At 67.6% G+C, this 23962-nt stretch carries 26 protein-coding genes; 11 read left to right on the top strand and 15 right to left on the bottom strand.

The genetic code is table 11. From position 1 onward, the window contains the following. Positions 1 to 6 precede the first annotated feature (6 nt). A complete protein-coding gene (locus SPHPH_RS0112795; protein ID WP_028967038.1) occupies positions 7 to 525 on the top strand; it encodes a phosphoribosyltransferase in 519 nt (172 codons plus the stop codon). 98 nt (positions 526 to 623) lie between these two features. Here the strand turns inward: SPHPH_RS0112795 and SPHPH_RS0112790 are convergent, their stop codons facing one another. Further along, positions 624 to 866, bottom strand: coding sequence for a polymer-forming cytoskeletal protein (locus tag SPHPH_RS0112790; RefSeq protein WP_028967037.1), 243 nt, complete (start codon positions 864 to 866; stop codon positions 624 to 626). Further along, positions 863 to 1831 carry an isopenicillin N synthase family dioxygenase gene (locus SPHPH_RS0112785; protein ID WP_028967036.1) on the bottom strand — a complete coding sequence of 323 codons (969 nt, stop codon included), beginning with the start codon at positions 1829 to 1831 and terminating at the stop codon, positions 863 to 865. The genes SPHPH_RS0112790 and SPHPH_RS0112785 overlap by 4 nt, the downstream gene beginning before the upstream one ends. A gap of 120 nt (positions 1832 to 1951) precedes the next feature. Between SPHPH_RS0112785 and SPHPH_RS0112780 the strand changes: the two genes are divergently transcribed. Genes SPHPH_RS0112780 through SPHPH_RS0112770 form a run of 3 tightly spaced genes read left to right on the top strand, consistent with a single transcriptional unit; the run spans position 1952 to position 3363 of the window. Further along, entirely contained in the window at positions 1952 to 2290 is a 339-nt protein-coding gene (locus SPHPH_RS0112780) for a hypothetical protein (RefSeq protein ID WP_028967035.1), read from the top strand. Positions 2291 to 2348: 58 nt separating this feature from the next. Then, positions 2349 to 2852, top strand: coding sequence for a hypothetical protein (locus SPHPH_RS0112775; RefSeq protein ID WP_028967034.1), 504 nt, complete (start codon positions 2349 to 2351; stop codon positions 2850 to 2852). A gap of 13 nt (positions 2853 to 2865) precedes the next feature. Then, the gene (locus SPHPH_RS0112770; protein WP_028967033.1) at positions 2866 to 3363 is read left to right on the top strand and encodes a hypothetical protein; all 498 of its coding nucleotides are present in this window, start codon (positions 2866 to 2868) and stop codon (positions 3361 to 3363) included. Positions 3364 to 3534: 171 nt separating this feature from the next. Here SPHPH_RS0112770 and SPHPH_RS0112765 read toward each other — a convergent pair whose 3' ends face one another. The 8 genes from SPHPH_RS0112765 to SPHPH_RS0112730 form a co-directional block, all read right to left on the bottom strand. Then, positions 3535 to 4557, bottom strand: coding sequence for a LacI family DNA-binding transcriptional regulator (locus SPHPH_RS0112765; protein ID WP_028967032.1), 1023 nt, complete (start codon positions 4555 to 4557; stop codon positions 3535 to 3537). Between the two features lie 92 nt (positions 4558 to 4649). After that, positions 4650 to 6329: a GMC family oxidoreductase gene (locus SPHPH_RS0112760; protein WP_028967031.1), complete on the bottom strand. Its 1680-nt coding sequence runs from the start codon at positions 6327 to 6329 to the stop codon at positions 4650 to 4652. A 26-nt stretch (positions 6330 to 6355) separates the two neighbouring features. Then, positions 6356 to 7192 (bottom strand): sugar phosphate isomerase/epimerase family protein, encoded by an 837-nt coding sequence (locus SPHPH_RS0112755; RefSeq protein WP_028967030.1) that lies wholly within the window; start codon positions 7190 to 7192, stop codon positions 6356 to 6358. Next, positions 7189 to 7764: a gluconate 2-dehydrogenase subunit 3 family protein gene (locus tag SPHPH_RS0112750; RefSeq protein ID WP_028967029.1), complete on the bottom strand. Its 576-nt coding sequence runs from the start codon at positions 7762 to 7764 to the stop codon at positions 7189 to 7191. Before SPHPH_RS0112750 ends, SPHPH_RS0112755 begins: the two co-directional genes overlap by 4 nt. Positions 7765 to 7798: 34 nt before the next feature. Then, positions 7799 to 8707 (bottom strand): hydroxypyruvate isomerase family protein, encoded by a 909-nt coding sequence (locus SPHPH_RS0112745; protein WP_028967028.1) that lies wholly within the window; start codon positions 8705 to 8707, stop codon positions 7799 to 7801. Beyond that, positions 8704 to 9969 (bottom strand): MFS transporter, encoded by a 1266-nt coding sequence (locus SPHPH_RS0112740; RefSeq protein WP_028967027.1) that lies wholly within the window; start codon positions 9967 to 9969, stop codon positions 8704 to 8706. Before SPHPH_RS0112740 ends, SPHPH_RS0112745 begins: the two co-directional genes overlap by 4 nt. A 101-nt stretch (positions 9970 to 10070) precedes the next feature. Next, complete coding sequence (locus SPHPH_RS0112735) at positions 10071 to 11114, bottom strand: sugar phosphate isomerase/epimerase family protein (RefSeq protein ID WP_028967026.1); 1044 nt, start codon at positions 11112 to 11114, stop codon at positions 10071 to 10073. Positions 11115 to 11128: 14 nt separating this feature from the next. Next, a complete protein-coding gene (locus SPHPH_RS0112730) occupies positions 11129 to 11509 on the bottom strand; it encodes a c-type cytochrome (protein WP_028967025.1) in 381 nt (126 codons plus the stop codon). Positions 11510 to 11624: 115 nt separating this feature from the next. Between SPHPH_RS0112730 and SPHPH_RS0112725 the strand changes: the two genes are divergently transcribed. Further along, the gene (locus SPHPH_RS0112725) at positions 11625 to 12785 is read left to right on the top strand and encodes a Gfo/Idh/MocA family protein (protein ID WP_028967024.1); all 1161 of its coding nucleotides are present in this window, start codon (positions 11625 to 11627) and stop codon (positions 12783 to 12785) included. A gap of 141 nt (positions 12786 to 12926) precedes the next feature. Here SPHPH_RS0112725 and hemW read toward each other — a convergent pair whose 3' ends face one another. After that, complete coding sequence (gene hemW / locus SPHPH_RS0112720) at positions 12927 to 14114, bottom strand: radical SAM family heme chaperone HemW (protein WP_037489608.1); 1188 nt, start codon at positions 14112 to 14114, stop codon at positions 12927 to 12929. A gap of 110 nt (positions 14115 to 14224) precedes the next feature. Between hemW and SPHPH_RS0112715 the strand changes: the two genes are divergently transcribed. Then, entirely contained in the window at positions 14225 to 14776 is a 552-nt protein-coding gene (locus SPHPH_RS0112715) for a CAP domain-containing protein (RefSeq protein WP_028967022.1), read from the top strand. A gap of 130 nt (positions 14777 to 14906) precedes the next feature. On the opposite strand, the gene rdgB is transcribed toward SPHPH_RS0112715, so the two are convergent. Together rdgB and rph are read right to left on the bottom strand one after the other, a co-directional pair. Next, positions 14907 to 15533, bottom strand: coding sequence for an RdgB/HAM1 family non-canonical purine NTP pyrophosphatase (rdgB, locus tag SPHPH_RS0112710; protein WP_028967021.1), 627 nt, complete (start codon positions 15531 to 15533; stop codon positions 14907 to 14909). Further along, positions 15530 to 16243: a ribonuclease PH gene (rph, locus tag SPHPH_RS0112705; protein ID WP_028967020.1), complete on the bottom strand. Its 714-nt coding sequence runs from the start codon at positions 16241 to 16243 to the stop codon at positions 15530 to 15532. The genes rdgB and rph overlap by 4 nt, the downstream gene beginning before the upstream one ends. A gap of 79 nt (positions 16244 to 16322) precedes the next feature. Here rph and SPHPH_RS0112700 point away from each other — a divergent pair, with 79 nt between their 5' ends. Then, entirely contained in the window at positions 16323 to 16820 is a 498-nt protein-coding gene (locus SPHPH_RS0112700; RefSeq protein WP_028967019.1) for a DUF6438 domain-containing protein, read from the top strand. A 155-nt stretch (positions 16821 to 16975) separates the two neighbouring features. On the opposite strand, the gene SPHPH_RS19750 is transcribed toward SPHPH_RS0112700, so the two are convergent. After that, positions 16976 to 17329 (bottom strand): hypothetical protein, encoded by a 354-nt coding sequence (locus SPHPH_RS19750; RefSeq protein ID WP_037488557.1) that lies wholly within the window; start codon positions 17327 to 17329, stop codon positions 16976 to 16978. A 114-nt stretch (positions 17330 to 17443) separates the two neighbouring features. Here SPHPH_RS19750 and hrcA point away from each other — a divergent pair, with 114 nt between their 5' ends. Both hrcA and grpE read left to right on the top strand, forming a co-directional pair. Further along, positions 17444 to 18487: a heat-inducible transcriptional repressor HrcA gene (hrcA, locus tag SPHPH_RS0112690; protein WP_037489605.1), complete on the top strand. Its 1044-nt coding sequence runs from the start codon at positions 17444 to 17446 to the stop codon at positions 18485 to 18487. Positions 18488 to 18522: 35 nt separating this feature from the next. Continuing rightward, positions 18523 to 19074, top strand: a complete 552-nt coding sequence (gene grpE, locus SPHPH_RS0112685; RefSeq protein WP_028967017.1) for a nucleotide exchange factor GrpE — start codon at positions 18523 to 18525, stop codon at positions 19072 to 19074. Positions 19075 to 19364: 290 nt separating this feature from the next. Here grpE and SPHPH_RS0112680 read toward each other — a convergent pair whose 3' ends face one another. Continuing rightward, positions 19365 to 20693, bottom strand: a complete 1329-nt coding sequence (locus tag SPHPH_RS0112680) for an MFS transporter (RefSeq protein ID WP_028967016.1) — start codon at positions 20691 to 20693, stop codon at positions 19365 to 19367. 115 nt (positions 20694 to 20808) lie between these two features. Between SPHPH_RS0112680 and cyoA the strand changes: the two genes are divergently transcribed. After that, positions 20809 to 21954 (top strand): ubiquinol oxidase subunit II, encoded by a 1146-nt coding sequence (gene cyoA / locus SPHPH_RS0112675; RefSeq protein ID WP_051273002.1) that lies wholly within the window; start codon positions 20809 to 20811, stop codon positions 21952 to 21954. A gap of 7 nt (positions 21955 to 21961) precedes the next feature. After that, the gene (gene cyoB, locus SPHPH_RS0112670) at positions 21962 to 23962 is read left to right on the top strand and encodes a cytochrome o ubiquinol oxidase subunit I (RefSeq protein WP_028967014.1); all 2001 of its coding nucleotides are present in this window, start codon (positions 21962 to 21964) and stop codon (positions 23960 to 23962) included.

Here is a 23962-nt window from a genome sequence, read left to right as displayed (position 1 = left end):
ATCGTGATGCCAATCCTTACCGCCGTCACCCATGCCGAATTGATTGCCGATGTCCGGACGCTCGCCGCGAAGATCGCGCGCGACACCGCCTGGCGCCCCGACTTGCTGGTGGGGATAGGGCGCGGCGGGTTGGTGCCCGCGGTGTACCTCAGCCATGCGGCCGGGCTGCCGATGCAGTCGGTGGATTATTCGACGCAGGATGCGACGCGCGCCGCCCCCGTGGTCGAACGGCTGGCGATGCTGACCCGCGAGGGACAAAAATTGCTGTTCGTCGACGACATCAATGATTCGGGCCGCACGATCGCGAAGCTGCGCGAGTTGCTGGAGCAGGCCGGCGCGACCGCGGGGGCGATGCGCTTCGCGACGCTGATCGACAATCGCGGCTCGGCGGCGAAGGTCGACCTCGCGGCGCGGACGATCGACCGCGCCGTGACGAAGGACTGGTTCGTGTTCCCGTGGGAGGCGCTGGCGCCGGCGACCTCGATCGCCGCGGATGCCGCGGCGGTGCCGGAGCGGACGGCTTAAACTTTCGACGTCATTGCGAGCGTAGCGAAGCAATCCAGGGCCGGATCAGGACGCTCTGGATTGCTTCGCTGCGCTCGCAATGACGGTTGGACGCGCCCTCACGGCAGCGTCACGATCCCCGTCACATGCACGGTTGCGCCTTCGGCATGGACCGCGCCGTTGACGATGCCGGTGATCGTCACCTGGGCCCCCGGTTCGGCGGTGACGTCGCCGCGCACCATGCCCGAGATCGTAACGCGACAACCGGGCGCCACCGTGATGTCACCGCTGACGATCCCCGACACGTCGGCATCGGTGTCCAGACGGATCGTGCCGCTGATGATCCCGGACAGATCCCTCATGCCTTGATGAGCCCGATTTCGACCAGCCGCTGGTGCAGGTAACCGTTGGCGGTGATCGGCTCGGGGTAGCGGTTCGGGCTTTCCGCGGTGATCGTCTGCGGCAGCGTTTCGATCAGGAAATCGGGCGCGGGGTGCAGGAAGAACGGCATCGAGTAACGCGAATGACCGCGGCGCTCGGGCGGCGGGTTGACGACGCGGTGCGTGGTCGAGGGCAGGACGTGGTTGGTCAGCCGTTGCAGCATGTCGCCGACGTTGACGACCATCGCGCCCTCCGGCGGCTTGATCGCGAGCCACTGGCCGGTGGCGCGATCGAGCAGCTCGAGCCCGGCTTCCTCGGCACCGAGCAGCAGGGTAATGAGGTTGATGTCCTCGTGCGCGCCGGCGCGGACTCCCTCGGCATCGGCGGGGATCGGCGGATAGTGGAGCAGGCGCAGCACCGAATTGCCGTCCTTAACCGCCGGGTCGAACCAGTCGGGCGCGAGGCCGAGGTGGCGCGCGATCGCCGACAGCAGCCGGTCGCCGGCACGATCGAAGGCGGCGAACAGCTCGATGAAGGTGTCGCGGAAGCCGGCGGGGCTTTCGGGCCAGATATTGGAGGCCATGTCGGCGGCGTAGCGATGGCCCTGCGGCAGTTCGCGGCCGACGTGCCAGAATTCCTTGAGGTCGACGTGGCGCGCGTCCTTGGCGATCTCGGTCTTGAACGGGGTGTAGCCGCGCGCACCGCCGCCGCCGGGCGTGTGGTAGCGGCGCTTCTCTTCCTCGGGCAGCGCGAACAGCTCGGCGGTTTCCGTCCAGGCACGATCGATCAGCGGCTGCGGCACGCCATGATCCGCGACGATCGCGAACCCGAACCGCTCGAACGATCCGCCCAGCGCGGCGGCGAACGCATCGGGGTCGCGCGCCTGATCGGCGAGGCTGAGCGTGGGGACGGCGGCGGTGTCGGAGCCGGCGGGGGTGTCGAGCATGGTCATTCGTCCGTGATTCTGAACATCCTAGGTAAGCGCTCCGCGGTCGGGACGCCAGCCACCGGAACCGGCGGGGTGAGTCTGCCGTTCGATCGGCGTAACGATTGGAGGAGCTGCGCGATGGGCGGGCATCAGGTGTATGGTCAGGGCTCGGGCGACGATGGCTATGACGAGGACGGCTATGACGAGAGCCAGCGCGCCGAAATCCTGGAGGCGACCCGCGACGGGCCGGGCGACGGGACGATCATCGTCGATCTCGAACCCGACATCGGCACCGATGACGACGCCGAGGACGAGGACGAGCTGCTGATGACCGACGGTGAGGTCGCGCGGCAGGACGGCGATGTCGACGCCGACGACAGCGACGTCGCGGAGGACGAGGTGCAGGCCGAGTTCGACGATGGCAATGTCGCCACGGACGATCTCGACGACCGCGACGATACCGCGCTGCGTCCCTGACCCGAAACGGCGCGCGGTCGGTTGACCGCGCGCATGCGGCCCCGCAGGATGCGCGGCGATGCTGATCGTTGCGCTCTTGCTACAGGCCGCAGCCCCGGCCGTGCCGCGCAGCCATTCGGTGCTGGTGCCGGTCGGTACACAGCCGTGCGTGCGCCGGTCGGCGGTCAACGAGGTTGTGGTATGTGCCGATCCGCTGCCGGCGCAGGCGCTACCTTTGCCCGAAGAGGCGGTCGCGTCGATGCCGAAACCGGTCAACCGCCACCTGACAGGTATAGCGGCGTTGCGATCGGAGGCCGATCCTTGTTCGGCAACGATTCGGGGCTGTCTCGCGCCCTTGAACCTTTTCGGTATGGGAACGGCGTTGGTGCGCGGAGTGCAGAAGCTGGTCGCTCCCGGAAGCTGTTGCGAAGACTCGCGAGAAGCGACCGATCATTATCGGTTGGGGCGTGACGTCGTTGCCGGGGTTGGGCGGATCGGCAAGCATAAGCCGGGGCCGGGAAAGGCATCGCGCGAGACGATCGACCTCGACGAGCCGGTGCTGACCGGTCGCGTGCATCCGTGATCGGACCGGCGCGATGCTGATCGTCGCGATCCTGCTACAAGCCGCAGCCCCGGCGGTGCCGACACGACGCTCGATCCTCGCCCCGGTGAACGATGAGCCGTGCGTTCGCAGCAGCGATCAGGGCGAGGTGGTGGTGTGCGCCGATCCACTGCCGTCACAGGCGCTGCCGTTGCCGAACGAGGCGGTTTCGCCGAGGCCCCGTCCGGTCAATCGCGATATGAGGGGGATTGGCGCACTGGCGTCTGAGTCTGGCCCGTGCGCGACGCGTCTGGATGGATGCACCGTCGGGTTCAATATCTTCGGGCCGGTGGTCGCGCTCGCGCGCGGGGTGCAGACCGCGATCGCGCCCGGCAGCTGTTGCGAGCGACCGGGCGAGGCGACCGATCCGTTGATGCTGGTCGGCGACGTGGTGAAGGGTGTCGCCCATGCCGGGAAGCATAAGCGCAAGCAGCTGACGCGCGAGGCGATCGACCTCGACGAACCGGTGCTGACGGGGCGGGTGCATCCCTGAAGGAGCCGTCAGCGACTAGGTTCGTCATTGCGAGCGTAGCGAAGCAATCCAGGGCGTCCTGATCCGGCTCTGGATTGCTTCGCTGCGCTCGCAATGACGGTCTTTACCGCTGAACCCGGACGCCGCCAGCTTCGCGGAGCGTGGTGGCATGGGGCAATCAAAACCTTAATCCTATCGCTGTGGCGTCGACTCGCGTTCGACGATCGCGTGCGGGACGATCATGTCGCTGGCGGCTTCGTCGCCGTCCCCGGTGCCGATCAGTCGCTCGGCGGCGCGGAAGGCCATTTCCTCGGCAGGCTGGCGGACGGTGGTGAGCGGCGGCCAGATGCGCGCCGCCAGCGTGGTGTCGTCGAAGCCGGTGACGGCAAGGTCCCGCGGGAGCACCAGCCCGCGCCGGTGCGCCTCGGCGATCACCCCGGCGGCCATATCGTCGTTGCTGCACATGATCGCATCGGGTCGCGTCGCGCCGGCCAGCAGCGCCTGCGCCGCTTCCTCGCCCGAGCTGCGGTCAAAGCGACCCTCTATCACCAGCGACGGGTCGGCGGCAATGCCGTGCGCGGCCAGCGCGTCGTAATAGCCCTGCACGCGTGGCGCACTGTCGGAGTGGCGGGGGTTGCCCGCAATCAGCGCGATCCGACGATAGTTGCGCGCGATCAGCAATGCGGTCAGGTCCGCCATCGCGGCGCGATTGTCGATCCGCACCGTGGCGATACCGGGCATGACATGGCCGATCGCGATCGCGGCGACGGGCAGCGCGAGGTCCTGAAGCACCGGCGAGTCGTGCAACAACTCGGCGAAGGGCGGCACCAGCAACAGCGCGTCGGCACCGCCACGCGCGAGCGAGCGTGCGGCGGCTTCGGCAGCTTCGGGGGTGCCGGGGGCTTCCTCGTGCAGCAGCAATTGCAGCCCGCGGGCATTGGTGGCGCGCAGCGCGCCGACGAGGATGGCGTCGAGGAATGGCGCGCGCGCGCCGCTATAGAGCAGCCCGACCGTCGTCGCGCGTGCCCGTGCGAGCCGGCGCGCGACGACGTTAGGGACATAGCCGAGTTCGGCGACCGCGGCATGGACCGCGGCGACCGTCGCCGGGCTGGCGCGCCCGGCGCGGTTGATGACGTTGGAGACGGTCATTGCCGAGACGCCGGCGCGCTCGGCAACGGCGCGGATCGTGACGCCCTGGCGGCGACGTTCGCTCACGAGAAAGCCCCACGTCGTCCCTCATCGCGCTCCGCAGGGCGGGCTTGCTTCGCCCGTGCGGGGCGCGATGACGGCGACGGCAAGGCGTGGCCTCAGATCGTGCCGGCCTTCATCAGCTTGACCGCATTGTCACAGGCACGCGCGGTCATCGCCATGAAGGTCAGCGACGGGTTGACGCACGCCACCGACGCCATCTGCGCGCCGTCGGTGACGAACAGGTTCGGCGCGTCGTGTGCCTGGTTCCACTTGTTGAGCACCGAGGTGCGCGGATCGGCGCCCATGCGCGCACCGCCCATTTCGTGGATCGCGTCGCCGGGGACGTGCTCGCCCTCGCGGCTCTGCACGTCGGTCAGCCCGGCGCCACGCAGCATCGCCTCGCCCTGTTCGCGCGCGTCGGCCATCATCTTCAGCTCGTTGTCGCGGAAGGTGACGTTGAAGACCATCAGCGGGACGCCGAAGCGATCGACCTTGGTCGGATGCAGCGAGACGCGATTGTCCTCGTACGGCAGACACTCGCCGAACGCGGTCATCCCGAACTGCCAGCCGTTATACTTGCGCATCCCGTCCTTCATCGACTTGCCGAAGCCGACCGGACCGGCGGGCGAGCGATAGGCCGAGCCCTGATAGCCATAGCCGCGCTTGAACCCGACGCCCTCGTCGCCGCCGACGTTGCGGAAGCGCGGGATGTAGACGCCACCCGGACGACGACCGTACTCGATGTACTCGGTCATGCCCGGGATGTTGCCGCCGATGCTGACGCGGAAGATGTGGTCCATCACATACTTGCCAAGCGTGCCGCTGCTGTCGAACCAGCTGCGTCCGTCCGGACGCTTCGAGTTCATCATGATCTGCACTGAGGCGAGTGCCGAGGCGCACAGGAACACCATCCGCGCCTTGACGACCTGCGCCTGCCCGGTCTTGGCATCGACGTAGCGGACGCCGGTGACGCGCTTCTTCGTCGCATCATATTCGAGGTTGGTGACGACCGCGTCGGAACGCAGCGTCAGCCGGCCGGTCGCACGTGCCGCCGGCAGGGTGACCGCCTGCGTCGAGAAATACGCACCGAACGAGCAGCCGTTACCGCATTGGTTGCGATACTGGCATTTCGTCCGGTTCTGGTCGGGCTTGTCCTCGGTCATGTTGGTGAGGCGCGTGTTGATGAGCTTGCGGCCCGGGAACTTCGACTCGAGCCGCGGCTTCACCCATTTCTCCGCGATGTTCATCTGCATCGGCGGCTGGAAGTCGCTGTCAGGCAGCTGCGGCAGATTCTCGCGCGAGCCCGATACGCCGATGTAGTTCTCGACGTATTTGTACCAGGGCTCAACGTCCTCGTAGCGGATCGGCCAGTCGATCGCGACATTGTCGCGCTTGTTGGCCTCGAAGTCCTCGGGCGCCCAGCGGAAGGTCCAGCGGCCCCAGATCAGCGACTTGCCGCCGACCGCGGCCGGGCGGATCCAGTAGAACTTGCTGCCCTCGTCATAGGCATAGGGGTTCAGCCGGTCGTCGTTGTAGAACTTGCGGTTGCTGGGCGTGACATAGCCGTGCTTGGTGATGAAGTAGTCGCTCTCCATCACCGCGGGCGGCATCGAGTTGCGCGCGGGCACCTCATAGGCGGGCTTGCCGTCGTACGGATAACCCTCGCCATGTTCGACCATGATGCCGCGGTCGAGCATCAGGACGCGCAGGCCCTTTTCGGTCAGCTCCTTCGCGGCGAAACCGCCGCTGACGCCGGAGCCGATGACGATCGCGTCGAAAGTATCGGTCGCTGCCATAAGTAAAATCCTCTCCGTCGGCGCGATCAGAACGTCAGCTTGCGCAACGTGTTGAAGCTGGTGGTGATGTCAGGCAGGTAGGGCGCCGGGCACTGGTCGTTTTCGACGTAGAAGTGCTTCACGCCCGCCACGCGGTTCAGCTTGAAGATCGCGCCAAAGTCGATCTTGCCTTCACCCACCGCGCACATGCTGCCGTCGGCGCGCTTGTCCTTGACGTGATAGGCGTAGATGCGCCCCGCATGCTGCCGGATCATCGCGGCCGGGTCCTGCCCCGCGGTGATCGCCCAGAACAGGTCGATCTCGAGCTTGACCAGCGCCGGGTCGGTCTCCTTGAGCAACCGGTCATAGAGCGACACGCCGCCGGGCTTCACGGTGAATTCGAAATCGTGGTTGTGATAGGCGAACGCCAGCCCGACCTTCTTCAGATCGCGCGCGAAGCGGTTGAAATCCTTCAGCGCGGTGTTCCAGGCAGCCTCGTTGCGATGCTGGTCGGTCATGTATGGCAGGATGATCGTATCCGCACCCAGCGTCTTGGCCATCTTCACGACCGCGTTGAAGTCGGCGAGCAGCCATTCGTAGGGAACGTGGACCGACGGCGCCTTCAGCCCGAGGCGGTCCTGCGTGCGGCGCAGCGCGGCATGGTCCATCTTGTCATAGCCACCACCGCCATATTCGATCTCGCGATAGCCGATCTTGGCGACCTTCTCGAGCGTGCCCATCGGATCCGGCCCGAAGATCTCGCGGATCGTGTAGAGCTGGAGCCCGATCGCGCCGAGCTGTGCGGCCTGCGCCGAAACCCCGAACAGTCCGAGCGCGGCGAGGCCGCCGGCACCGGCGAGGACGTTGCGACGGTTGGCGATCATGAGGAATAGACCTTGTTGACGTTGGTATAGGGGAAGGCGCCGTCATAGCTGCCGGGGACGGGCAGATATTCGCGCTCCTGCGTGATGCCGATCTCCGACGTATAGTAACCGGCGATCACCATCTGGCGGAACGGCTCGAAGAACGCTTTGCCGCCGGGCAATTTGTCGTCCATCGCCAGCGTCAGCAGCGCGTCGTGCTGCGCGGGCGTGAGCTGTGCGGCGGGTTTCTTGTAGTCGGTCTGCGCGCGCGCCGCGATCGCGTCGAGCCCGGCGATGATCGGCACGCGATCGTCAGGGGTCGACCAGTCGGCGAGCAGCTTCTCGATATAGTCCGGCACGCCCGCGGCGATCGCGCCCGGCGTGTCGGTGGTCGGGATCACCCGGTCGCTGAGCGCGCTCATCAACGCGCGCTGCGGCGCGGTGAACACCTGCGTGCTCGGCGGTCCCTCGCTAATGACGGGGATGCCGCCACCCTTTGCCGCCGCGGCGGTCGCCGCGCGTGCCAGCGGTGCGTACAAGGACGCCCCGAACATGGCGGCGATGCCGCCCAAGGCTTGTCGTCTGTCGATCACTCACCCTCTCCCGTAATGCTGATGCTGCGCCGGCTCATGCCGCGTCGATCGCGCGGTAAGCGGCGATCAGCCGCTCCTCGCCCGCACGTCCCGGCTGCGATGTGCCATGTTCCATGCCGATCACGCCGCGATAGCGACGCTCGCGCAGGAAGCGCACGATGTTGTTGTAATTGACTTCGCCGGTCCCAGGCTCCTTGCGGCCGGGGTTGTCGCCGAACTGGATATAGCCGATCTCGTCCCAGATCATGCCGAGCGACCGGATCAAATTGCCGGACTGGATCTGCTCGTGATAGCAATCGGCGAGCACCTTGACCGCCGGGCTGTTCGCGCCGCGCGCCACCGCATAGCCGGCCGCCCACGACTGCATATAGACGTTTGGATGGTCGGTGCGCGTGTTGAGCGGCTCCATGACCAACGCCAGACCGTGCGGCGCGAGGATGTCGCCGGCGCGGCGCATCAGGTCGATGACGCGCCCGGTCTGCATCTCCATCGGCACCTTGTGGTCGACGAACCCAGTGACGACGGTCATGTGCTTCGCGTTCAGCCGCTTGGCGACCTCGACCGAGGCACGGACGTCGGCGAGGAACGCCTCGCGCTCCGCGCCGTCGTCGCTGCCGAAAACCGGGCGGAACGCCGACCATTTCGGCATCGACGCGACGAACACGCCCATCGTCATCCCGCGCTGTTGCAGCGCCTTCGCCATCGCGTCCTGCTCGGCGACGCTGCGGCTGCGCGCCTCATTGTCTTCCCAGGCGCGGAAGCCTTGGTCGGCGGCGAAGGCGATCTGCTCGATCCGGTTGCCGCGGCTCGCGAAACTGCCTTCGTGGGGCGCGTAGTTGAGCGAGAAGGTCGCTGCGTTGCTCACGCGTGCTTGCCCCTGCGCCGACGACGACAGCGCCGCGGCGGCGGCCCCTGCCAGAACCGTGCGGCGCGACGGGGTCATGCCGCAGCGACCGTCGCGCGGCGGCGACGCTCGGACAGCCAGATCGCACCGAACACGAACAGCAGCACGATCGGCACCAGCGCGAGCTTGGCGAACGACTGCGATGCGGCGGCGTCCTCGACCTGGCGCAGCGCCTCGCCGGTCAGCTGCTTGAAGGCCTCCGGCCCACCCGCGAGCCGCACCTTGGCCTCGTCGAACATCCCGCCGAGCGCCGGAAGCACGAAGAAGCTGGCGAGCGCGCCGGCCGAGCCGACCAGCCCGAGCGCCCATGCCCCACCGCGCGGATAGCGTTCGGCGACCGAGGCGAGCATCGTCGGCCACATCGCGCACACGCCCAGCCCCCAGACGGTCGAGGCGACCAGCGCCGCAACCGGCGACTGCGCGCGCGACAGCAGGAACAGGCCAATTGCGGCGAGCAGGCTGGAGATCCACAGCAAGCCCGGATTGGACAGCTTGCCCGCCAGCCGCCCGGCGAAGTGGCGGAACACGAACATCAGCGCGCTGACATAGACGAGCAGCAGGATGCCGCGCATGCCCACGCGGTTGGTGAGCGCGACGTCGAGCCACTGACCCGGCGCCAGCTCCGACGAGGCGGTCAGGAACATCGCGCCGAACCAGACGAAGAAGCTTGGGCGGCGGAACACCTCGCCGATCATCGTGCCGAAGCTCTCGCCCTCGACCGCCGCGGGGGCAGGGGGGAAGGTGGTGGTCGCGCCGATGATGACGACCCCGATCGCGGGCAGAAACACCAGCCCCATGATCGCCTGCCACGGCAGCACGTTGGCGAGGAACACGCCCGCCAGCCCGCCGATGATCAGCCCGCCCGGATACCAAGCGTGGAGCACGTTTAAGCGGTGCGTGGTCTCTTCGGGATAGAGGCGCGCGGTCAGCGGGTTGATCGACGATTCGGCCAGACCCCAGCCGATCCCGCTGAGCATCATGCCCAGCCACACCAGCGAATAGATCGTCATGCCGGTCGCGATCGCGCCCGCGCCGACGATCAAGGCGGTGCCGAGGATGAAGCAGACGCCCGAGCCGATCACGATCCGCTTGGCGCCGATCTTGTCGAGCAGCGCGCTGGCGACGAACAGCGTGATCGCGAAGCCGAGGAACGCGGAGCCGAGCGCCGCGCCGATCAGCTCGCCGGCCTCGACCGGGGCGATCGGGTCGATCCACTGCGCCTTCAGGCTGCTGGCGATCGCCGCGCGCAGCGACGCGCTGACCGCCGCGGTGGTCAGCGCCAGCACGCTCAGCCAGAACAAGCGGGACCGATGCTGTCCCGTAAACGCCGCTGCCTCTGTCTGCACCCTCTACCCCTTTATGATCGCGCGATTCTTTTATCTGATTTTTACAGTCTGGCCAATCAGTCGAGCCCGAGCAAGCGCCGGTTCGCGGCCGGATCGGAGCCGCCCGCGAAATCGTCGAAGGCGCGCTCGGGGCGGCGGATCATGTGCGCGGCGATGAACGGTGCGCCTTCGCGTGCGCCGTCCTCGGGATGCTTCAGGCAGCATTCCCATTCCAGCACCGCCCAGCCGGCATAGCCATATTGCGTCAGCTTCGAGAAGATGCCGCCGAAATCGACCTGTCCGTCGCCGAGCGAGCGGAAGCGGCCCGGGCGGTCGACCCAGTCCGAATAGCTGCCGTACACACCCGCCTTGCCGGTCGGGTTGAACTCCGCATCCTTGACGTGGAACATGCGGATTCGTTCGTGGTAGAAGTCGATGAACTGGAGATAATCCATCGCCTGCAGCACGAAGTGGCTGGGGTCGTAGAGGATATTGGCGCGCTGGTGCCCGCCGACCGCGTCCAGGAATCGCTCGAAGGTGGTGCCGTCGTGCAGGTCCTCGCCGGGGTGCAGCTCGAAGCAGAGGTCGACGCCTTCGTTCTCGAACGTGTCGAGGATCGGGGTCCAGCGCTTGCCGAGTTCGGCAAACGCGTCCTCGACCATCCCCGCCGGGCGTTGCGGCCACGGATAGACGAACGGCCATGCGAACGCGCCCGAGAAGGTGGCATGCGCGTCGAGCCCGAGCCGCCGGCTCGCCTTGGCGGCGAGCTTGAGCTGGTCGACCGCCCATGCCTGCCGCTCGGCGGGCTTGCCGCGCAATTCTTCCGGCGCGAACACGTCGAAGGCGGTGTCATAGGCGGGGTGGACCGCGACGAGCTGGCCTTGCAGGTGGGTCGACAATTCGGTGATCGCGACGCCCGCCTCGCGGCAACGTCCGACCAGCTCGTCGGCATAATCCTGGCTCTCGGCGGCGAGTTTCAGGTCCATGCACCGCTCGTCGCGGGTCGGGATCTGCACGCCTTCGTAACCGGCCTCGGCCATCCAGCGCGCGGCGTTGTCAAGCGTGTCGAACGGCGCGGCGTCACCCATGAACTGCGCGAGGAAGACGCCCGGGCCGCGCATGGTGCCGCCGCCGCTCACTTGGCGGTCTCGGACTTCAGATAGGCGATGATCGCGGCGCGCTTGGCGGGATCGGGGGTCGAGATCGGCATCCGCGTGCCCGGCACCTTCTTCTGCGGCGCGGCGAGATATTCGTTGAGCGACGCGTCGTTCCACTTCAGCTGCGCCTTCTTGAAGGCGGCCGAATAGTTGAAGCCCGGCGCGGAGGCCGGCGCGCGCGTGAACAGCCCGGCGAGGTTCGGGCCGATGCCATTGCGCTCGCCCTTGTGGAGCGTGTGGCACGCCTTGCACGCGGCGAATGCCTGCTGCCCGTTCTGCTGCGCCGGCGCGGGGGCCGAAACGACCAGCGCGACAATGGCGGCGACTGGCGCGGTGGCCAGACCGGCGATCAACTTCATCGCATACTCTCCAAACCCGAATTGATTGCCGCCAGTTTACCGCTAAACCGGGCGATAGCAAGGCGGCTGACGTTACGGTCTTCGTAATGCCGGTATGCGGATGACGGGAGGATGAATGGCGCGGGTAGAACCACTTAAGCTCGGTATGGTCGGCGGCGGCGAAGGCGCGTTCATCGGTGCGGTCCACCGGATGGCGGCGGGCGTCGACGGCGACTGGCGGCTGGTCGCGGGTGCGTTCAGCACCGATTCCGGCCGCAATACGCGCACCGGCGAGCTGCTCGGGATGGATGCGGGACGCGTTTATGGCTCGATTGACGAGCTGCTTTCGGCCGAGCGTGCGCTGCCGGAGGGCAAACGGATCGACGCGGTGGCGATCGTGACACCGAATCACCTGCATGCGCCAATGTCGATCGCGGCGCTCGACGCGGGCTTCCACGTCATCTGCGAAAAGCCGATGTCGCTGAACCTCGACGAAGCCAAGGCGATCGCCGCCGCGGCCGAGCGGAGCGGGCGGCATTATGCGCTGGCCTTCACCTACAGCGGCTATCCGATGGTCGAGGAAGCGCGCGCGCGGGTGGCGCGTGGCGACCTCGGCGCGATCCGGCTGGTGCAGGTCGAATATTCGCAAGGGTGGCTGAGCAGCGCGTTGGACCGCGAAGGCAATCGACAGGCCGAGTGGCGCACCGACCCGGCGCGCGCCGGGCTGGGCGGGTGCCTTGGCGATATCGGGACGCATGCGTTCCAGCTTGCCGAGCATGTCAGCGGGTTGCAGGTCGAGTCGCTGTGCGCCGACCTGACGACGCACGTGCCCGGGCGGCGACTCGACGACGACGTCAGCGTACTGCTGCGCTTCGACGGCGGCGCGCGCGGCGTGCTGAAGGCGACGCAGGTGGCGGCGGGCGACGAGAACGGCCTGCGGCTGCGCATCCACGGTGAGAAGGGCGGGCTCGACTGGGCGCAGATGGAGCCCAATACGCTGACGCTACGCTGGCTCGACAAGCCGGGCGAGATCGTGCGCACCGGCGGGCCGGGGATGGCCGACACCACGCTGGCGCGCATCCGCACGCCCGCGGGGCACCCGGAGGGCTATATCGAGGCGTTCGCGAACCTCTATCGCGCGGTGGCGGCGACGATCCGCGGTGGTGATGCGGTCGCCGAGCGCGGCGCGGCGGCGTGGTTCCCGGGCACCGGCGACGGCGTGCGGACGATGGCGTTCGTCGAGGCAGTGGTTGCCAATGCCGGGTCGGATCAGAAGTGGAGCGGGTTGGCGGGATAGGTGCCCGTGTTTCTGGTTGTGCCAGCCACTTGCCTCATCCCGTCATCCCGGACCTGATCCGGGATCCTGCTTCTTACGTCGGTCGCCAAGAAGAAGCGGGGCCCCGGATCAAGTCCGGGGCGACGGGGAGGGTGTGGCTCCCTAGCGCACCACCTTCGGCAGGATCGCGTCGAGCAGGATCATGCCTGCGTCGGTGACGCGCAGCCGCTCGCCCTCGTGGACGATCAGATCCGGCAGCGCGGCGATCGCGGCGAGGTCGACGATCTGCTCGACGCCCATCCCGCCTGCCGCCGCGATCGCCGCGACGTCGACGCCCTCGCGCAGCCGCAGCCCCATCAGCAACGCCTCGCCGACGCGGGTCGGGGCATCCAGCGGCTCCTCGCTCTCCAGCCCGTGACCGTTGCGCGCCACCGCGGCGAGCCAGTTCTCGGGCTTCTTGCGGCGGAATGTCGCGAGATGGTCGCGGCGGCCGTGCGCGCCGGGGCCGATGCCGGCGTAATCGCGGTAGCGCCAGTAAGCGAGATTGTGGCGGCTCTCCGCCCCGGCGCGGGCGTGGTTGGAGATTTCATAGGCGGGCAACCCCGCCGCCGCGGTGCGCGCGCGGGTCAGCTCGAACAGGTCGGCGGCGCTGTCGCCATCGGGGATCGTCAGCCGCCCCGCCGCGGCCTCGGTGGCGAAGCGCGTGCCGGGCTCGATCGTCAGTTGATACAGCGACAGATGTTCGGTGCCGAACGACAGCGCGCGCGCCAGCTCGGCGTCCCACGCATCGAGCGACTGGCCGGGACGCGCGTAGATCAGGTCGAAGCTGACCCGCGCGAAATGGCGCTGTGCGACGGCGAACGCGCCGAGCCCCTCGTCGACGCCGTGCGCGCGGCCGAGGAATCGCAGCGCTTCGTCGTCGAGCGCCTGTAGCCCGAGCGAGACGCGATTGACCCCGGCTGCGGCGAGATCGGCGAAGCGCGCCGCCTCGACCGACGACGGATTGGCCTCCAGCGTGATCTCGACATCGCCGACCGGCGTCCATGCGCGGGTCGCGGCCTCGATCAGCGCGGCGACGGTGGCGGGCGGCATCAGCGAGGGGGTGCCGCCGCCGAAGAAGATCGACCCGAGCCGCCGGCCGGGCAGCAACGCCACCTCGTGCGCGAGATCGGCGAGCAGCGCGTCGTGCCACGCCGCCTCGTCGACGGTGGCGCGGACATGGCTGTTAAAGTCGCAATAGGGGCATTTCGAGACGCAGAACGGCCAGTGGATGTACAGCGCGAGCGGCGCGGCGGCGCGCGCGGCGCGGTCCTGCGCCGCCGCGGCGTCGGGGGAGACGAGGTCGATCATGCCCATGATCGCGCGCATATGGCGGTTCGTCGCAGCAAACGCCACCGTCGCCGCATGCCGGATCTGCGCCATGTTGCCGTAGCGCAACGACTTTGACATCCAGGTTGGTGATGCTTGTTCGCCGATTCGTCGCGTTGTTGCTTGCCGTTACGTCCTGTGCGCCCGCTGTGGCCGCCGGGGTCGAGTTCCGTATCCAGCGTGCCACCCCCTCCCGTGATGTGGTGTCGCTCAAGCGCGCGATGCTCGACGTGCACAATCGTGCACGAGTGGCGGTCGGGCTGGCGCCGCTGGCGTGGAGCCCGTCGCTCGCAGCGGCCGCCGCGCGGCATGCGCAGGTGCTGGCGCGCAGTGGCCGATTGTTCCACGCCGACCAGCCGGCGGGCGCGGGGTGGCAGGGCGAGAATCTGTTCGCCGGCACGCGCGACGGCTATGATTACGGCGAGATGGCGCGGTACTGGATCGAGGAGCGGCGCAACTTCCGCAATCGCCCGAGCCCGGGCTTTAGTCGCACGGGGCGCTGGCAGGATGCGGCGCATTACGCGCAGATCGTGTGGCGCACGACCACCGAGGTCGGATGCGCGATGGAGAGCGGGCAAACGCAGGATTTCCTGGTCTGCCGCTACAATCCCGGCGGCGAGTTGTCGGGGCGGCGGGCGTATTGAGGGATTGAGGGCGGCCCGTCCCTCAGCCGTCATTCCCGCGCAGGCGGGAATCCAGACGCGCAGGTCAGCGTAAGAGCCACAAGCGTCAGAGGTTCTGGATTCCCGCCTGCGCGGGAATGACGGTCTAGCTTCAGAACACCGCCGCGACCATTTGCCGGAACGCGTCGCCGCGATGGCTGATCTCGTTCTTGGCGGGTTCGTCCATCTCGCCGAAGGTCACGTCGTGCCCGACCGGCTGGAACACCGGGTCGTAGCCATGCCCCTTGTCGCCGCGAGGTGGCCAGACGAGCGTGCCGTCGACGCGCCCCTCGAACCATTCGACATGCCCGTCGGGCCACGCCAGCGCCAGCGCGCAGACGAAGTGCGCGTCGCGGGGCGCGTCGGGGGTTTCGGCGAGCTTGTCCTCGATCAGCCGCATCGCATGCCCGAAGTCCTTCTCCGGCCCGCCCCAGCGCGCCGAGAAGATGCCGGGATCGCCGCCCAGCGCATCGACGCACAAGCCGCTGTCGTCGGCGAGCGCGGGCAGACCCGACAGGTCCGCCGCCGCGCGCGCCTTCAGCTCGGCGTTCATCACGAAGGTGGTGCCGGTTTCCTCGGGCTCGGGCAGGTCGAGCGCGCCCGCCGAAATGACGTCGAGCCCGCGGCCCTCCAGCAGCGCCGCGATCTCGCGCACCTTGCCGGCATTGTGGCTGGCGATCACCAGCTTGCCGGGCTGGAGCTTGCGGATCGCCTGCGGCTCCTTTCCCTCACCGCTCATGCGACGGCGCGCGCCTGCGCGGCGAAGATCTCGTTGCAGCCGATCCGCGCGAGGCGGAGGAGGCGCAGCAGCGCTTCCTCGTCATAGGTGGCGTGCTCGGCGGTCGCCTGCGCCTCGGCGATGTGGCCGTTTTCGAGCAGCACGAAATTGGCGTCGGCGTCGGCGTTCGAATCCTCGTCGTAATCTAGGTCGAGCACCGGATTGCCCTGATAGATGCCGCACGACACCGCCGCGATCTTCTGCTTGATCGGGTCGGCAGTCAGCTTGCTCGACGCGAGCAGCCCGTCGACCGCCAGCCGCAGCGCGACCCACGCGCCCGAGATCGACGCGGTGCGCGTGCCGCCATCGGCCTGGATCACGTCGCAATCGAGCGTGATCTGCCGCTCGCCCAGCAACGTCAGATCGGTGACCGCGCGCAGGCTGCGCCCGATCAGCCGCTGGATCTCCTGCGTGCGCCCGGACTGCTTGCCCTTGGCGGCTTCACGGCTGCCGCGCGTATGCGTGGCGCGCGGGAGCATCCCGTATTCGGCGGTGACCCAGCCTTGACCCTTGCCGCGCAGGAACGGCGGCACGCGCTCCTCGACGGAGGCGGTGACCAGCACCTTGGTATCGCCGAAGCCGATCAGCACCGAACCTTCGGCGTGGCGGGTGAAGCGCGGCTCGATCGTGATCGGGCGCATCTGGTCGGGGGTGCGGCCGCTGGGGCGCATTCAACTCTCCTCAAGGTCGGATCGCCCACGCCCCTAGCGGGGTTGGTGCGGCGACGCCAGCGACTAACGGGAGGATGCGATGCGGGTGATGATGGCGATGGTGTTGGTGCTGGCGGCGGGGTGTACGCCCGTCGAGCTGCGATCCCCGGCAGCCGGTGCGCCGGTGGCGATCGAGGGCGAGTCGGTCAGCTATGCGACGAAGCCGTGCTATGGGACCTGCCCGGTCTATAAGGTGACGGTCCGCGCGGACGGTACCGGCACGTTCGAGGGCGAGCGATTCACGGCGGTGTCGGGTAGCCGGGCGTTCCGGGTCGCCCCGGCCGACTATCGCCGCTTCGCTGCGGCGCTCGAACCGTATCGACCCGATGGCGAACGGCGGGTGGAGATGGGCTCGCCCGATTGCGGCCCCGCGCCGACCGACATGCCGAGTGTCGACGTCACTTGGGCGATGGCGAGCGGCGGGGCAGGGCATCTGCACTTCTATTACGGGTGCCGGGTCGGCAATGCGGCAATGGCCAAGGCACTGCAGGACGCGCCGGCTCTGCTGCCGATTGCGGGGTTCATCGGGAAACGCTGACACGGGTCCGTCGCCCCTGCGCAGGCAGGGGCCTATGTCTTTGTCGTTTCGCGAGCGGCCAGTCACGGCGGTGTCGGCGTCTGTGTCAGCCGACTACCCGGACGATACAGGCATGAGCCCCTGCCTGCGCAGGGGCGACGGCGTTTGTGGCGCGGTCAGCTCACCACCCAGCCGCGCGCCGCGGCGGTGTCGTCGAACAATCGCATATACGGCTGCGTCATTACCCGGCGCACCTGATTGCGGAGCAGCGGCGCGGTGGCGGCCACCGCAATCCGGCTCGCCTTCGGGATCTTGCGCATGTGATTTTCCAGCTCGGCCAGCGTGGCCTGCGGTTGCGCATCGCAGCGTGTCATGTCCATCAGCAGGCGATAGCCCGGGCGAAACCCGGCGTTCAGGAAGCCGCGCATGTAGACATGCCCGTAATCCACGGCTTCCTCGGTCGTGAAGATGCGATCCCAACGCACGACCAGCAAATGCAGCTCGCTGTCGAAAAATAGACTATATGGCATTGCTGCTCCTCGCTGTGCCACCATGCGCCAGAGCAATTACCGGAAGATGAAGGAGCTTCCGAGGGTTGTCCAAGACGGTTGAGCCACGCGGCGCGGGCGCATACATCTGCGCGCGTGACCCGTTCGCCGCCCATCGCCGAGCTTACCGACCGCGCCCGCGATATCTTTCGGCGCGTGGTCGACGGCTATCTGGAGAGTGGGCAGCCGGTGGGCTCGCGGACGCTGGCGCAGGCGGGGCTCAACCTGTCGCCCGCGTCGATCCGCGGCGTGCTGGCGCAGCTGGAGCTGGCGGGGCTGCTCACCGCGCCGCATACCTCGGCGGGGCGGATGCCGACGGAGCGCGGGCTGCGGCTGTTCGTCGACGGCATGATGCAGGCGCACGCGCCGAGCGACGAGGAACGCCAGCAGATCGAGGCGCGCGCCGGGACCGGCGGGCCGGTCGAGGAAGCGCTGGCGGCGACCACCGCGGCGCTTTCGGGGCTGTCGGCGTGTGCCGGGCTGGTGATGGTGCCCAAGCGCGAGGCGGTGTTGCGCTCGATCGGCTTCGTGCCGCTTGGGGGCACGCAGGCGCTGGCGGTGCTGGTGGGCGAGGACGGTGCGGTCGAGAACCGCGTTATCGACCTGCCGGGCGGGATTGCGCCGGGTGCGCTGGTCGAGGCGGGCAATTTCATGACCGCGACGCTCGCCGGGCTGACGCTCGGCGAGGCGCGCGCGCGGCTGGAGCACGAACTGTCGCAGGGGCGCTCGGCGCTCGACGCGGCGGCGCGTGCGCTGGTGGAGCGCGGGCTGGCGGTGTGGAGCGAGGATGGCGCGCGCCGCCCGGTGCTGATCGTGCGCGGGCACGGGCGGCTGCTCGACGATGCCGCGACAGCCGATCTGGAGCGGGTGCGCGCATTGCTCGACGATCTCGACGGGAAGCAGGAGGTCGCGGCGCTGCTCGACTCGGCGCGCGCCGGCGATGCGACGCGCATCTTCATCGGCGCGGAGAACAAATTGTTCACGCTCAGCGGCTCCTCGGTGATCGCGAAGCCGTTCCGTGGCCGCGACGGGCGCGTCGTCGGCGTGGTCGGCGTGATCGGGCCGACGCGGTTGAACTACGCGCGCGTCGTGCCCATGGTGGATTTCACGGCCGCGACGCTCACCCGGCTGCTCGGGTGAGGCGCGGTTTTTCGACGTAGAAGAACAGGACGGATATGACCGACAACGCCACCCCTGCCGACGACCTTCGGGAAGAAACCGCAGAGGCCGCTCCCGAGGTCGCGGAGCACGACGCCACGACCGCCCGCATCGCCGAGCTGGAAGAGCAGCTCGCCACCGCGCGGCAGGAGACGCTGTACGCGCAGGCCGATATCCAGAACGTCCGCCGCCGCGCCGAAAAGGACGCTGCCGATGCGCGCGCCTATGCCGCGACCGGCTTCGCGCGCGACGTGCTGTCGGTGGCCGACAATCTGGAGCGCGCGTTGGCCGCGATCCCGGCGAGCCTGCGCGAGGACGAGAAGTTCAAGGGGCTGGTGACCGGGCTCGAGGCGACCGGGCGCGAACTGGCGAATGTCTTTGGCCGCCACGGGCTGACCAAGATCGAGGCGCTGGGGAAGCCGCTCGACCCGAACAAGCATCAGGCGATGGTCGAGATGCCGAGCGATGCCGAACCGGGCACGATCGTGCAGGAGATGCAGTCGGGCTGGATGATCAAGGACCGCCTGCTTCGCCCGGCGCTGGTCGGCGTGGCGAAGAAGCCGGATTGAGCGAATTCCTGTCATTCCGGGGCTCGACCCGGGATCCCGCTTCTTCCTTTTTCTGGACGTGGTGAAGAAGCGGGGCCCCGGATCAAGTCCGGGGCGACGACGTAGGAAGACCGTCATTCCCGCGTCGGCGGGAATCCAGAACCTCTAACGTTGCGACTTCATCGACAGACCTGCGCGTCTGGATCCCCGCCTTCGCGGGGATGACGGTTTGGAGGAGGGCACAGGGACAAAAAAGGGCGGGTCGCGATCCTTTCGCGACCCGCCCTTTTCGTGGCCGAAGCCGCCGCGCCTCAGTCGAGTCGGCGTGCCAGCTCCACGTTCAGCCCCAGCGCGATCAGCGTGCCGAGCGCGCCCGACAGCAGGTACCCGCCCGCCGCGACCAGCCCGAACGCCTGCGTCAGCGCCAGCGCGGCGAGCGGCGCGAAGCCCGCGCCGAACAGCCACGCCAGATCCGAGGTCAGCGCCGCGCCGGTGTAGCGCGCACGCTTCGGGAAGTTGCTGGTCACCGCGCCCGACGACTGGCCGAACGAGATACCGAGCAGCAGGAAGCCCATCACCATGAACAGGATTTCGCCCGCGCGCCCGCCACTCAGCAGCTGCGGTGCGAAGCCGCTGAACGCCGCGATCCCGGCGGCGGTATAGCCGAGCACGCTGCGCCGCCCGATCCGGTCGGCGAGCAACCCGGACAGCACGATCGCGCCAAGCCCCACGGCGCCGCCCAGCACCTCGATCATCAGGAAGGTCGAGATATCCTCGCGAGTGTACAGCGCCACCCACGACAGCGGGAACACCGTGACCATGTGGAACATGGCGAAGCTCGCCAGCGGCGCGAACGCCCCGATGATGATGTTGCGCCACTGGGCTTTGACGGTCGCGGTTACGCGCGACGGGGTCAGCTCCCGGCTATGGAACAGCTCGCTATATTCCGGCGTGACGACGATGCGCAGCCGCGCGAACAACGCCACGACGTTCAGCGCGAACGCCACGAAGAAGGGATAGCGCCAGCCCCACGAAATGAAGTCCTCGGCCGGCAGCACCGACAGGAAGAAGGCGAACAGCGCGCTCGCCACGATCAGCCCGAGCGGGGCACCGAGCTGCGGGACCATCGCCCACCAGCCGCGCTTCTTTTCCGGGGCGTTGAGCGCCAGCAGCGACGGCAGGCCGTCCCATGCGCCGCCGAGCGCGATCCCCTGACCGACCCGGAACAGCGCCAGCAGCACCGCCGACGACGTGCCGATCGTCGCATAACCAGGCAGGAAGGCGACCAGCACCGTCGAGGTGCCCAGCAGGAACAACGCGATCGTCAGCTTGGTGCCGCGGCCATAACGGCGGTCGAGCTTCATGAAGATCTGCGTCCCGATCGGGCGTGCGATGAACGCCAGCGGGAACAGCGCGAAGGACCACAAAGTCGCGGCGATCGGCTGCATGTACGGGAAGATCACCGCCGGGAAGACGAGCACCGAGGCGATCGCATAGACGAAAAAGTCGAAGAACTCGGACGTGCGCCCGATAATGACGCCGATCGCGATCTCACCGGGGCGCACATCGTGATCCCCTCTGCTATGAAGAGCGCGAGCATCCTGCTCTAGCGACGTGGACGAAGCGGTGGCCATATTCATTCCCGATCGGTCGGACGGACGGTTTCCGGCGGAGCCCTACCCTAAACCATTCCGCGCGTGGATGGGACAAAATGTCCTATTCCGCTGCGCCGCAGCAAAGCCTAGCTCGCGCCGCATGACCCGTCGTCCCGCCAGACGTGCGCCCGGCCGCACGCCCTTCGTCCGTCACCTCGCCGCCGCGGCCGCGCTGGCCGCGCTCGGCGGGTGCAACACCGTTGTGATGCGCCCCGCGGGCGATGTTGCGGTGCAGGAATCCAGCCTGATCGTGTGGTCGGTCGTGCTGATGCTGCTGATCATCGTGCCGGTGATGGCATTGGTGGTGGTGTTCGCATGGCGGTATCGCGAGTCGAACACCGAGGCGAGCTACGAGCCGGACTGGGATCACTCGACCGGGCTGGAGCTGGTGATCTGGTCCGCGCCGCTGCTCATCATCATTGCGCTCGGCGCCTTGACCTGGGTCGGCACGCATACGCTTGATCCGTATCGCCCGCTGGCGCGCACCGCGCCGGGCAAGCCGGTGGCGGCGAACGTGAAGCCGCTGGAGGTGCAGGTCGTCGCGCTCGACTGGAAATGGCTGTTCATCTATCCCGAACAGGGCGTGGCGACGGTCAACGAGCTGGTCGTGCCGGTCGACCGCCCGGTGAAGTTCACCATGACCTCGTCGAGCGTGATGAACGCGCTCTGGGTGCCGGCGATGGCGGGCATGATCTACACGATGCCGGGGATGGAGACGGTGCTACACGGTGTGCTGAACCGGACGGGCAAGTTCGAGGGCCGTTCTGGCAACTATTCGGGCGCCGGCTTCTCGCACATGACGTTCTGGACGCATTCGGTGACCCCGGCGCGCTTCGACCAATGGGTCGCGGGCGTGAAGCTCAACCGCTGGCAGCTCGACAACGCCACTTATCTGAAGCTGGCCAAGCCGAGCGAGAAGGTGCGCCCGATTGGCTTCGCGTCGGTTGACCCGGCGTTGTTCAAGCGCGTCGTCGCGATGTGCACGAAGCCGGGCACGAACTGCATGGAAAACATGTCGCACGCCGGCCCGGCGGTGAACGACCGGCCGCAACGCAGTGACGAACCCGAGGGTGCGCTGACCCGCGATCCTTCGCAGAAGGGCGAGAGTCCGCACTCGACCGCGCCTCAGGGCGCGGCACCGGGATCGAACGATCCGGGCGCGGGCAACCGCGATATGACCATGCTCGATAAATCCGGGCCTGAAATTCCCGCGCTGCGGCGCGCCAACGCCTCCAAGGAGGCTTGAGGACATCATGTCGGACGACCTCATCAAGACGATCTTCGGGCGGCTGACGCTCGAGAGCTTTCCGATCCACGAGCCGATCCTCGTCGGGACCTTCATCATGGTCGCGATCGGCGGCGCGGCGGTGTTGGGCGCGCTCACCTATTTCAAGCTCTGGGGCTATCTCTGGAAGGAGTGGTTCACCAGCGTCGATCACAAGAAGATCGGCATCATGTACATCGTGCTGGCGCTCATCATGTTCCTGCGCGGCTTTGCCGACGCGTTGATGATGCGCGCGCAGCAGGCGGTCGCCTTCAACGGCAGCGAAGGCTTCCTGCCCGCGCACCATTATGACCAGGTGTTCACCGCGCACGGCGTCATCATGATCTTCTTTGTGGCGATGCCATTCGTCACGGGGCTGATGAACTATGTCGTCCCGCTCCAGATCGGCGCGCGCGACGTCAGCTTCCCGTTCCTGAACAATTTCAGCTTCTGGATGACGGTCAGCGGCGCGGTGACCGTGATGATGAGCCTGTTCGTCGGCGAGTTCGCGCGGACCGGCTGGCTGGCGATGGCGCCGCTCTCGGGGCTCGATTACTCGCCCGATGTCGGCGTCGATTATTATATCTGGGCCTTGCAGATCGCGGGTGTCGGGACGTTGCTGTCGGGCGTCAACCTGCTGGCGACGATCATCAAGATGCGCGCGCCGGGCATGAGCCTGATGCAGATGCCGATCTTCACCTGGTCGGCGCTGGTCACCAACGTCCTGATCGTCGCGGCCTTCCCGGTGCTGACCGCGGTGCTCGCGATGCTCAGCCTCGACCGTTACGTCGGCACCAACTTCTTCACGAACACCGGCGGGGGCAACCCGATGATGTACGTGAACATGATCTGGATCTGGGGCCACCCGGAGGTGTACATCCTGATCCTGCCGGCGTTCGGCGTGTTCTCGGAGGTCGTCTCGACCTTCTCGGGCAAGCGGCTGTTCGGCTATACGTCGATGGTCTACGCGCTGATCGTCATCTGCATCCTGTCGTATCTCGTGTGGCTGCACCATTTCTTCACGATGGGCTCGGGCGCCAGCGTCAACAGCTTCTTCGGCATCACGACGATGATCATCTCGATCCCGACCGGCGCGAAGATCTTCAACTGGCTGTTCACGATGTATCGTGGCCGGATCCGCTTCGAGCTGCCGATGATGTGGGCGATCGCGTTCATGCTGACCTTCGTGATCGGCGGGATGACCGGGGTGATGCTCGCGGTGCCGCCGGCCGACTTCCAGTTCCACAATTCGCTGTTCTTGATTGCGCACTTCCACAACGTCATCATCGGCGGCGTGCTGTTCGGGATGTTCGCGGGCGTGAATTACTGGTGGCCCAAGGCGTTCGGGTTCAAGCTCGACAAGTTCTGGGGCACGATCAGCTTCTGGTGCTGGGTCGTCGGCTTCTGGGTCGCGTTCACCCCGCTCTACGTGCTGGGGCTGATGGGCGTCACCCGCCGCCTGCGCGCCTTTGAGGACCCGTCGCTGCAGATCTGGTTCGTGATCGCCGCGATCGGTGCGCTGATCATCGCCGCCGGGATCGGCGCCATGCTGATGCAATTCTACGTCAGCATCCGCGACCGCGAGAAGCTGCGCGATTTCACGGGCGATCCGTGGAACGGGCGCACGCTGGAGTGGGCGACCTCGTCGCCGCCGCCGGCCTATAATTTCGCCTTCTCGCCGGTCGTCCATGATCTCGACGCGTGGCACGACATGAAGTCGAAGAAGGCCGAGCGGCCGACCACCGGGTTCCGTGCGATCCACATGCCGAAGAACACCGGCGCCGGCGTGATCCTGGCCGGGCTGTCGACGGTCTTCGGCGTGGCGATGATCTGGTACATCTGGTGGCTGGCGGCGGTGGCGTTCGTCGCGCTGATCGCGACCGCGATCGGGCACACCTTCAACTATGACCGCGACTTCCACATTCCCGCCGAGGATGTCGTCAACAGCGAGGATGCGCGCACCCGCGCGCTCCAGCAGGCGGGGGTGTGA

Source organism: Sphingomonas phyllosphaerae FA2 (genome assembly GCF_000427645.1).
GTDB lineage: Bacteria > Pseudomonadota > Alphaproteobacteria > Sphingomonadales > Sphingomonadaceae > Sphingomonas > Sphingomonas phyllosphaerae.
This window is presented reverse-complemented; position numbering and strand designations above follow the sequence as displayed.

What these genes read in the sequence shown, in the direction of transcription:
- grpE (WP_028967017.1), top strand. Translation starts at nt 18,523, where the DNA reads ATGACCGACAACGCCACCCCTGCCGACGACCTTCGGGAAGAAACCGCA.
- SPHPH_RS0112780 (WP_028967035.1), top strand. Translation starts at nt 1,952, where the DNA reads ATGGGCGGGCATCAGGTGTATGGTCAGGGCTCGGGCGACGATGGCTAT.
- SPHPH_RS0112795 (WP_028967038.1), top strand. Translation starts at nt 7, where the DNA reads ATGCCAATCCTTACCGCCGTCACCCATGCCGAATTGATTGCCGATGTC.
- SPHPH_RS0112730 (WP_028967025.1), bottom strand. Translation starts at nt 11,509, where the DNA reads ATGAAGTTGATCGCCGGTCTGGCCACCGCGCCAGTCGCCGCCATTGTC.
- hemW (WP_037489608.1), bottom strand. Translation starts at nt 14,114, where the DNA reads ATGATCGACCTCGTCTCCCCCGACGCCGCGGCGGCGCAGGACCGCGCC.
- SPHPH_RS0112735 (WP_028967026.1), bottom strand. Translation starts at nt 11,114, where the DNA reads ATGCGCGGCCCGGGCGTCTTCCTCGCGCAGTTCATGGGTGACGCCGCG.
- SPHPH_RS0112725 (WP_028967024.1), top strand. Translation starts at nt 11,625, where the DNA reads ATGGCGCGGGTAGAACCACTTAAGCTCGGTATGGTCGGCGGCGGCGAA.
- SPHPH_RS0112755 (WP_028967030.1), bottom strand. Translation starts at nt 7,192, where the DNA reads ATGATCGCCAACCGTCGCAACGTCCTCGCCGGTGCCGGCGGCCTCGCC.
- cyoB (WP_028967014.1), top strand. Translation starts at nt 21,962, where the DNA reads ATGTCGGACGACCTCATCAAGACGATCTTCGGGCGGCTGACGCTCGAG.
- SPHPH_RS0112785 (WP_028967036.1), bottom strand. Translation starts at nt 1,831, where the DNA reads ATGCTCGACACCCCCGCCGGCTCCGACACCGCCGCCGTCCCCACGCTC.
- SPHPH_RS0112775 (WP_028967034.1), top strand. Translation starts at nt 2,349, where the DNA reads ATGCTGATCGTTGCGCTCTTGCTACAGGCCGCAGCCCCGGCCGTGCCG.
- rdgB (WP_028967021.1), bottom strand. Translation starts at nt 15,533, where the DNA reads ATGAGCGGTGAGGGAAAGGAGCCGCAGGCGATCCGCAAGCTCCAGCCC.
- rph (WP_028967020.1), bottom strand. Translation starts at nt 16,243, where the DNA reads ATGCGCCCCAGCGGCCGCACCCCCGACCAGATGCGCCCGATCACGATC.
- SPHPH_RS0112715 (WP_028967022.1), top strand. Translation starts at nt 14,225, where the DNA reads ATGCTTGTTCGCCGATTCGTCGCGTTGTTGCTTGCCGTTACGTCCTGT.
- SPHPH_RS19750 (WP_037488557.1), bottom strand. Translation starts at nt 17,329, where the DNA reads ATGCCATATAGTCTATTTTTCGACAGCGAGCTGCATTTGCTGGTCGTG.
- SPHPH_RS0112770 (WP_028967033.1), top strand. Translation starts at nt 2,866, where the DNA reads ATGCTGATCGTCGCGATCCTGCTACAAGCCGCAGCCCCGGCGGTGCCG.
- SPHPH_RS0112745 (WP_028967028.1), bottom strand. Translation starts at nt 8,707, where the DNA reads ATGACCCCGTCGCGCCGCACGGTTCTGGCAGGGGCCGCCGCCGCGGCG.
- cyoA (WP_051273002.1), top strand. Translation starts at nt 20,809, where the DNA reads ATGACCCGTCGTCCCGCCAGACGTGCGCCCGGCCGCACGCCCTTCGTC.
- SPHPH_RS0112790 (WP_028967037.1), bottom strand. Translation starts at nt 866, where the DNA reads ATGAGGGATCTGTCCGGGATCATCAGCGGCACGATCCGTCTGGACACC.
- SPHPH_RS0112700 (WP_028967019.1), top strand. Translation starts at nt 16,323, where the DNA reads ATGCGGGTGATGATGGCGATGGTGTTGGTGCTGGCGGCGGGGTGTACG.
- SPHPH_RS0112680 (WP_028967016.1), bottom strand. Translation starts at nt 20,693, where the DNA reads ATGAATATGGCCACCGCTTCGTCCACGTCGCTAGAGCAGGATGCTCGC.
- SPHPH_RS0112760 (WP_028967031.1), bottom strand. Translation starts at nt 6,329, where the DNA reads ATGGCAGCGACCGATACTTTCGACGCGATCGTCATCGGCTCCGGCGTC.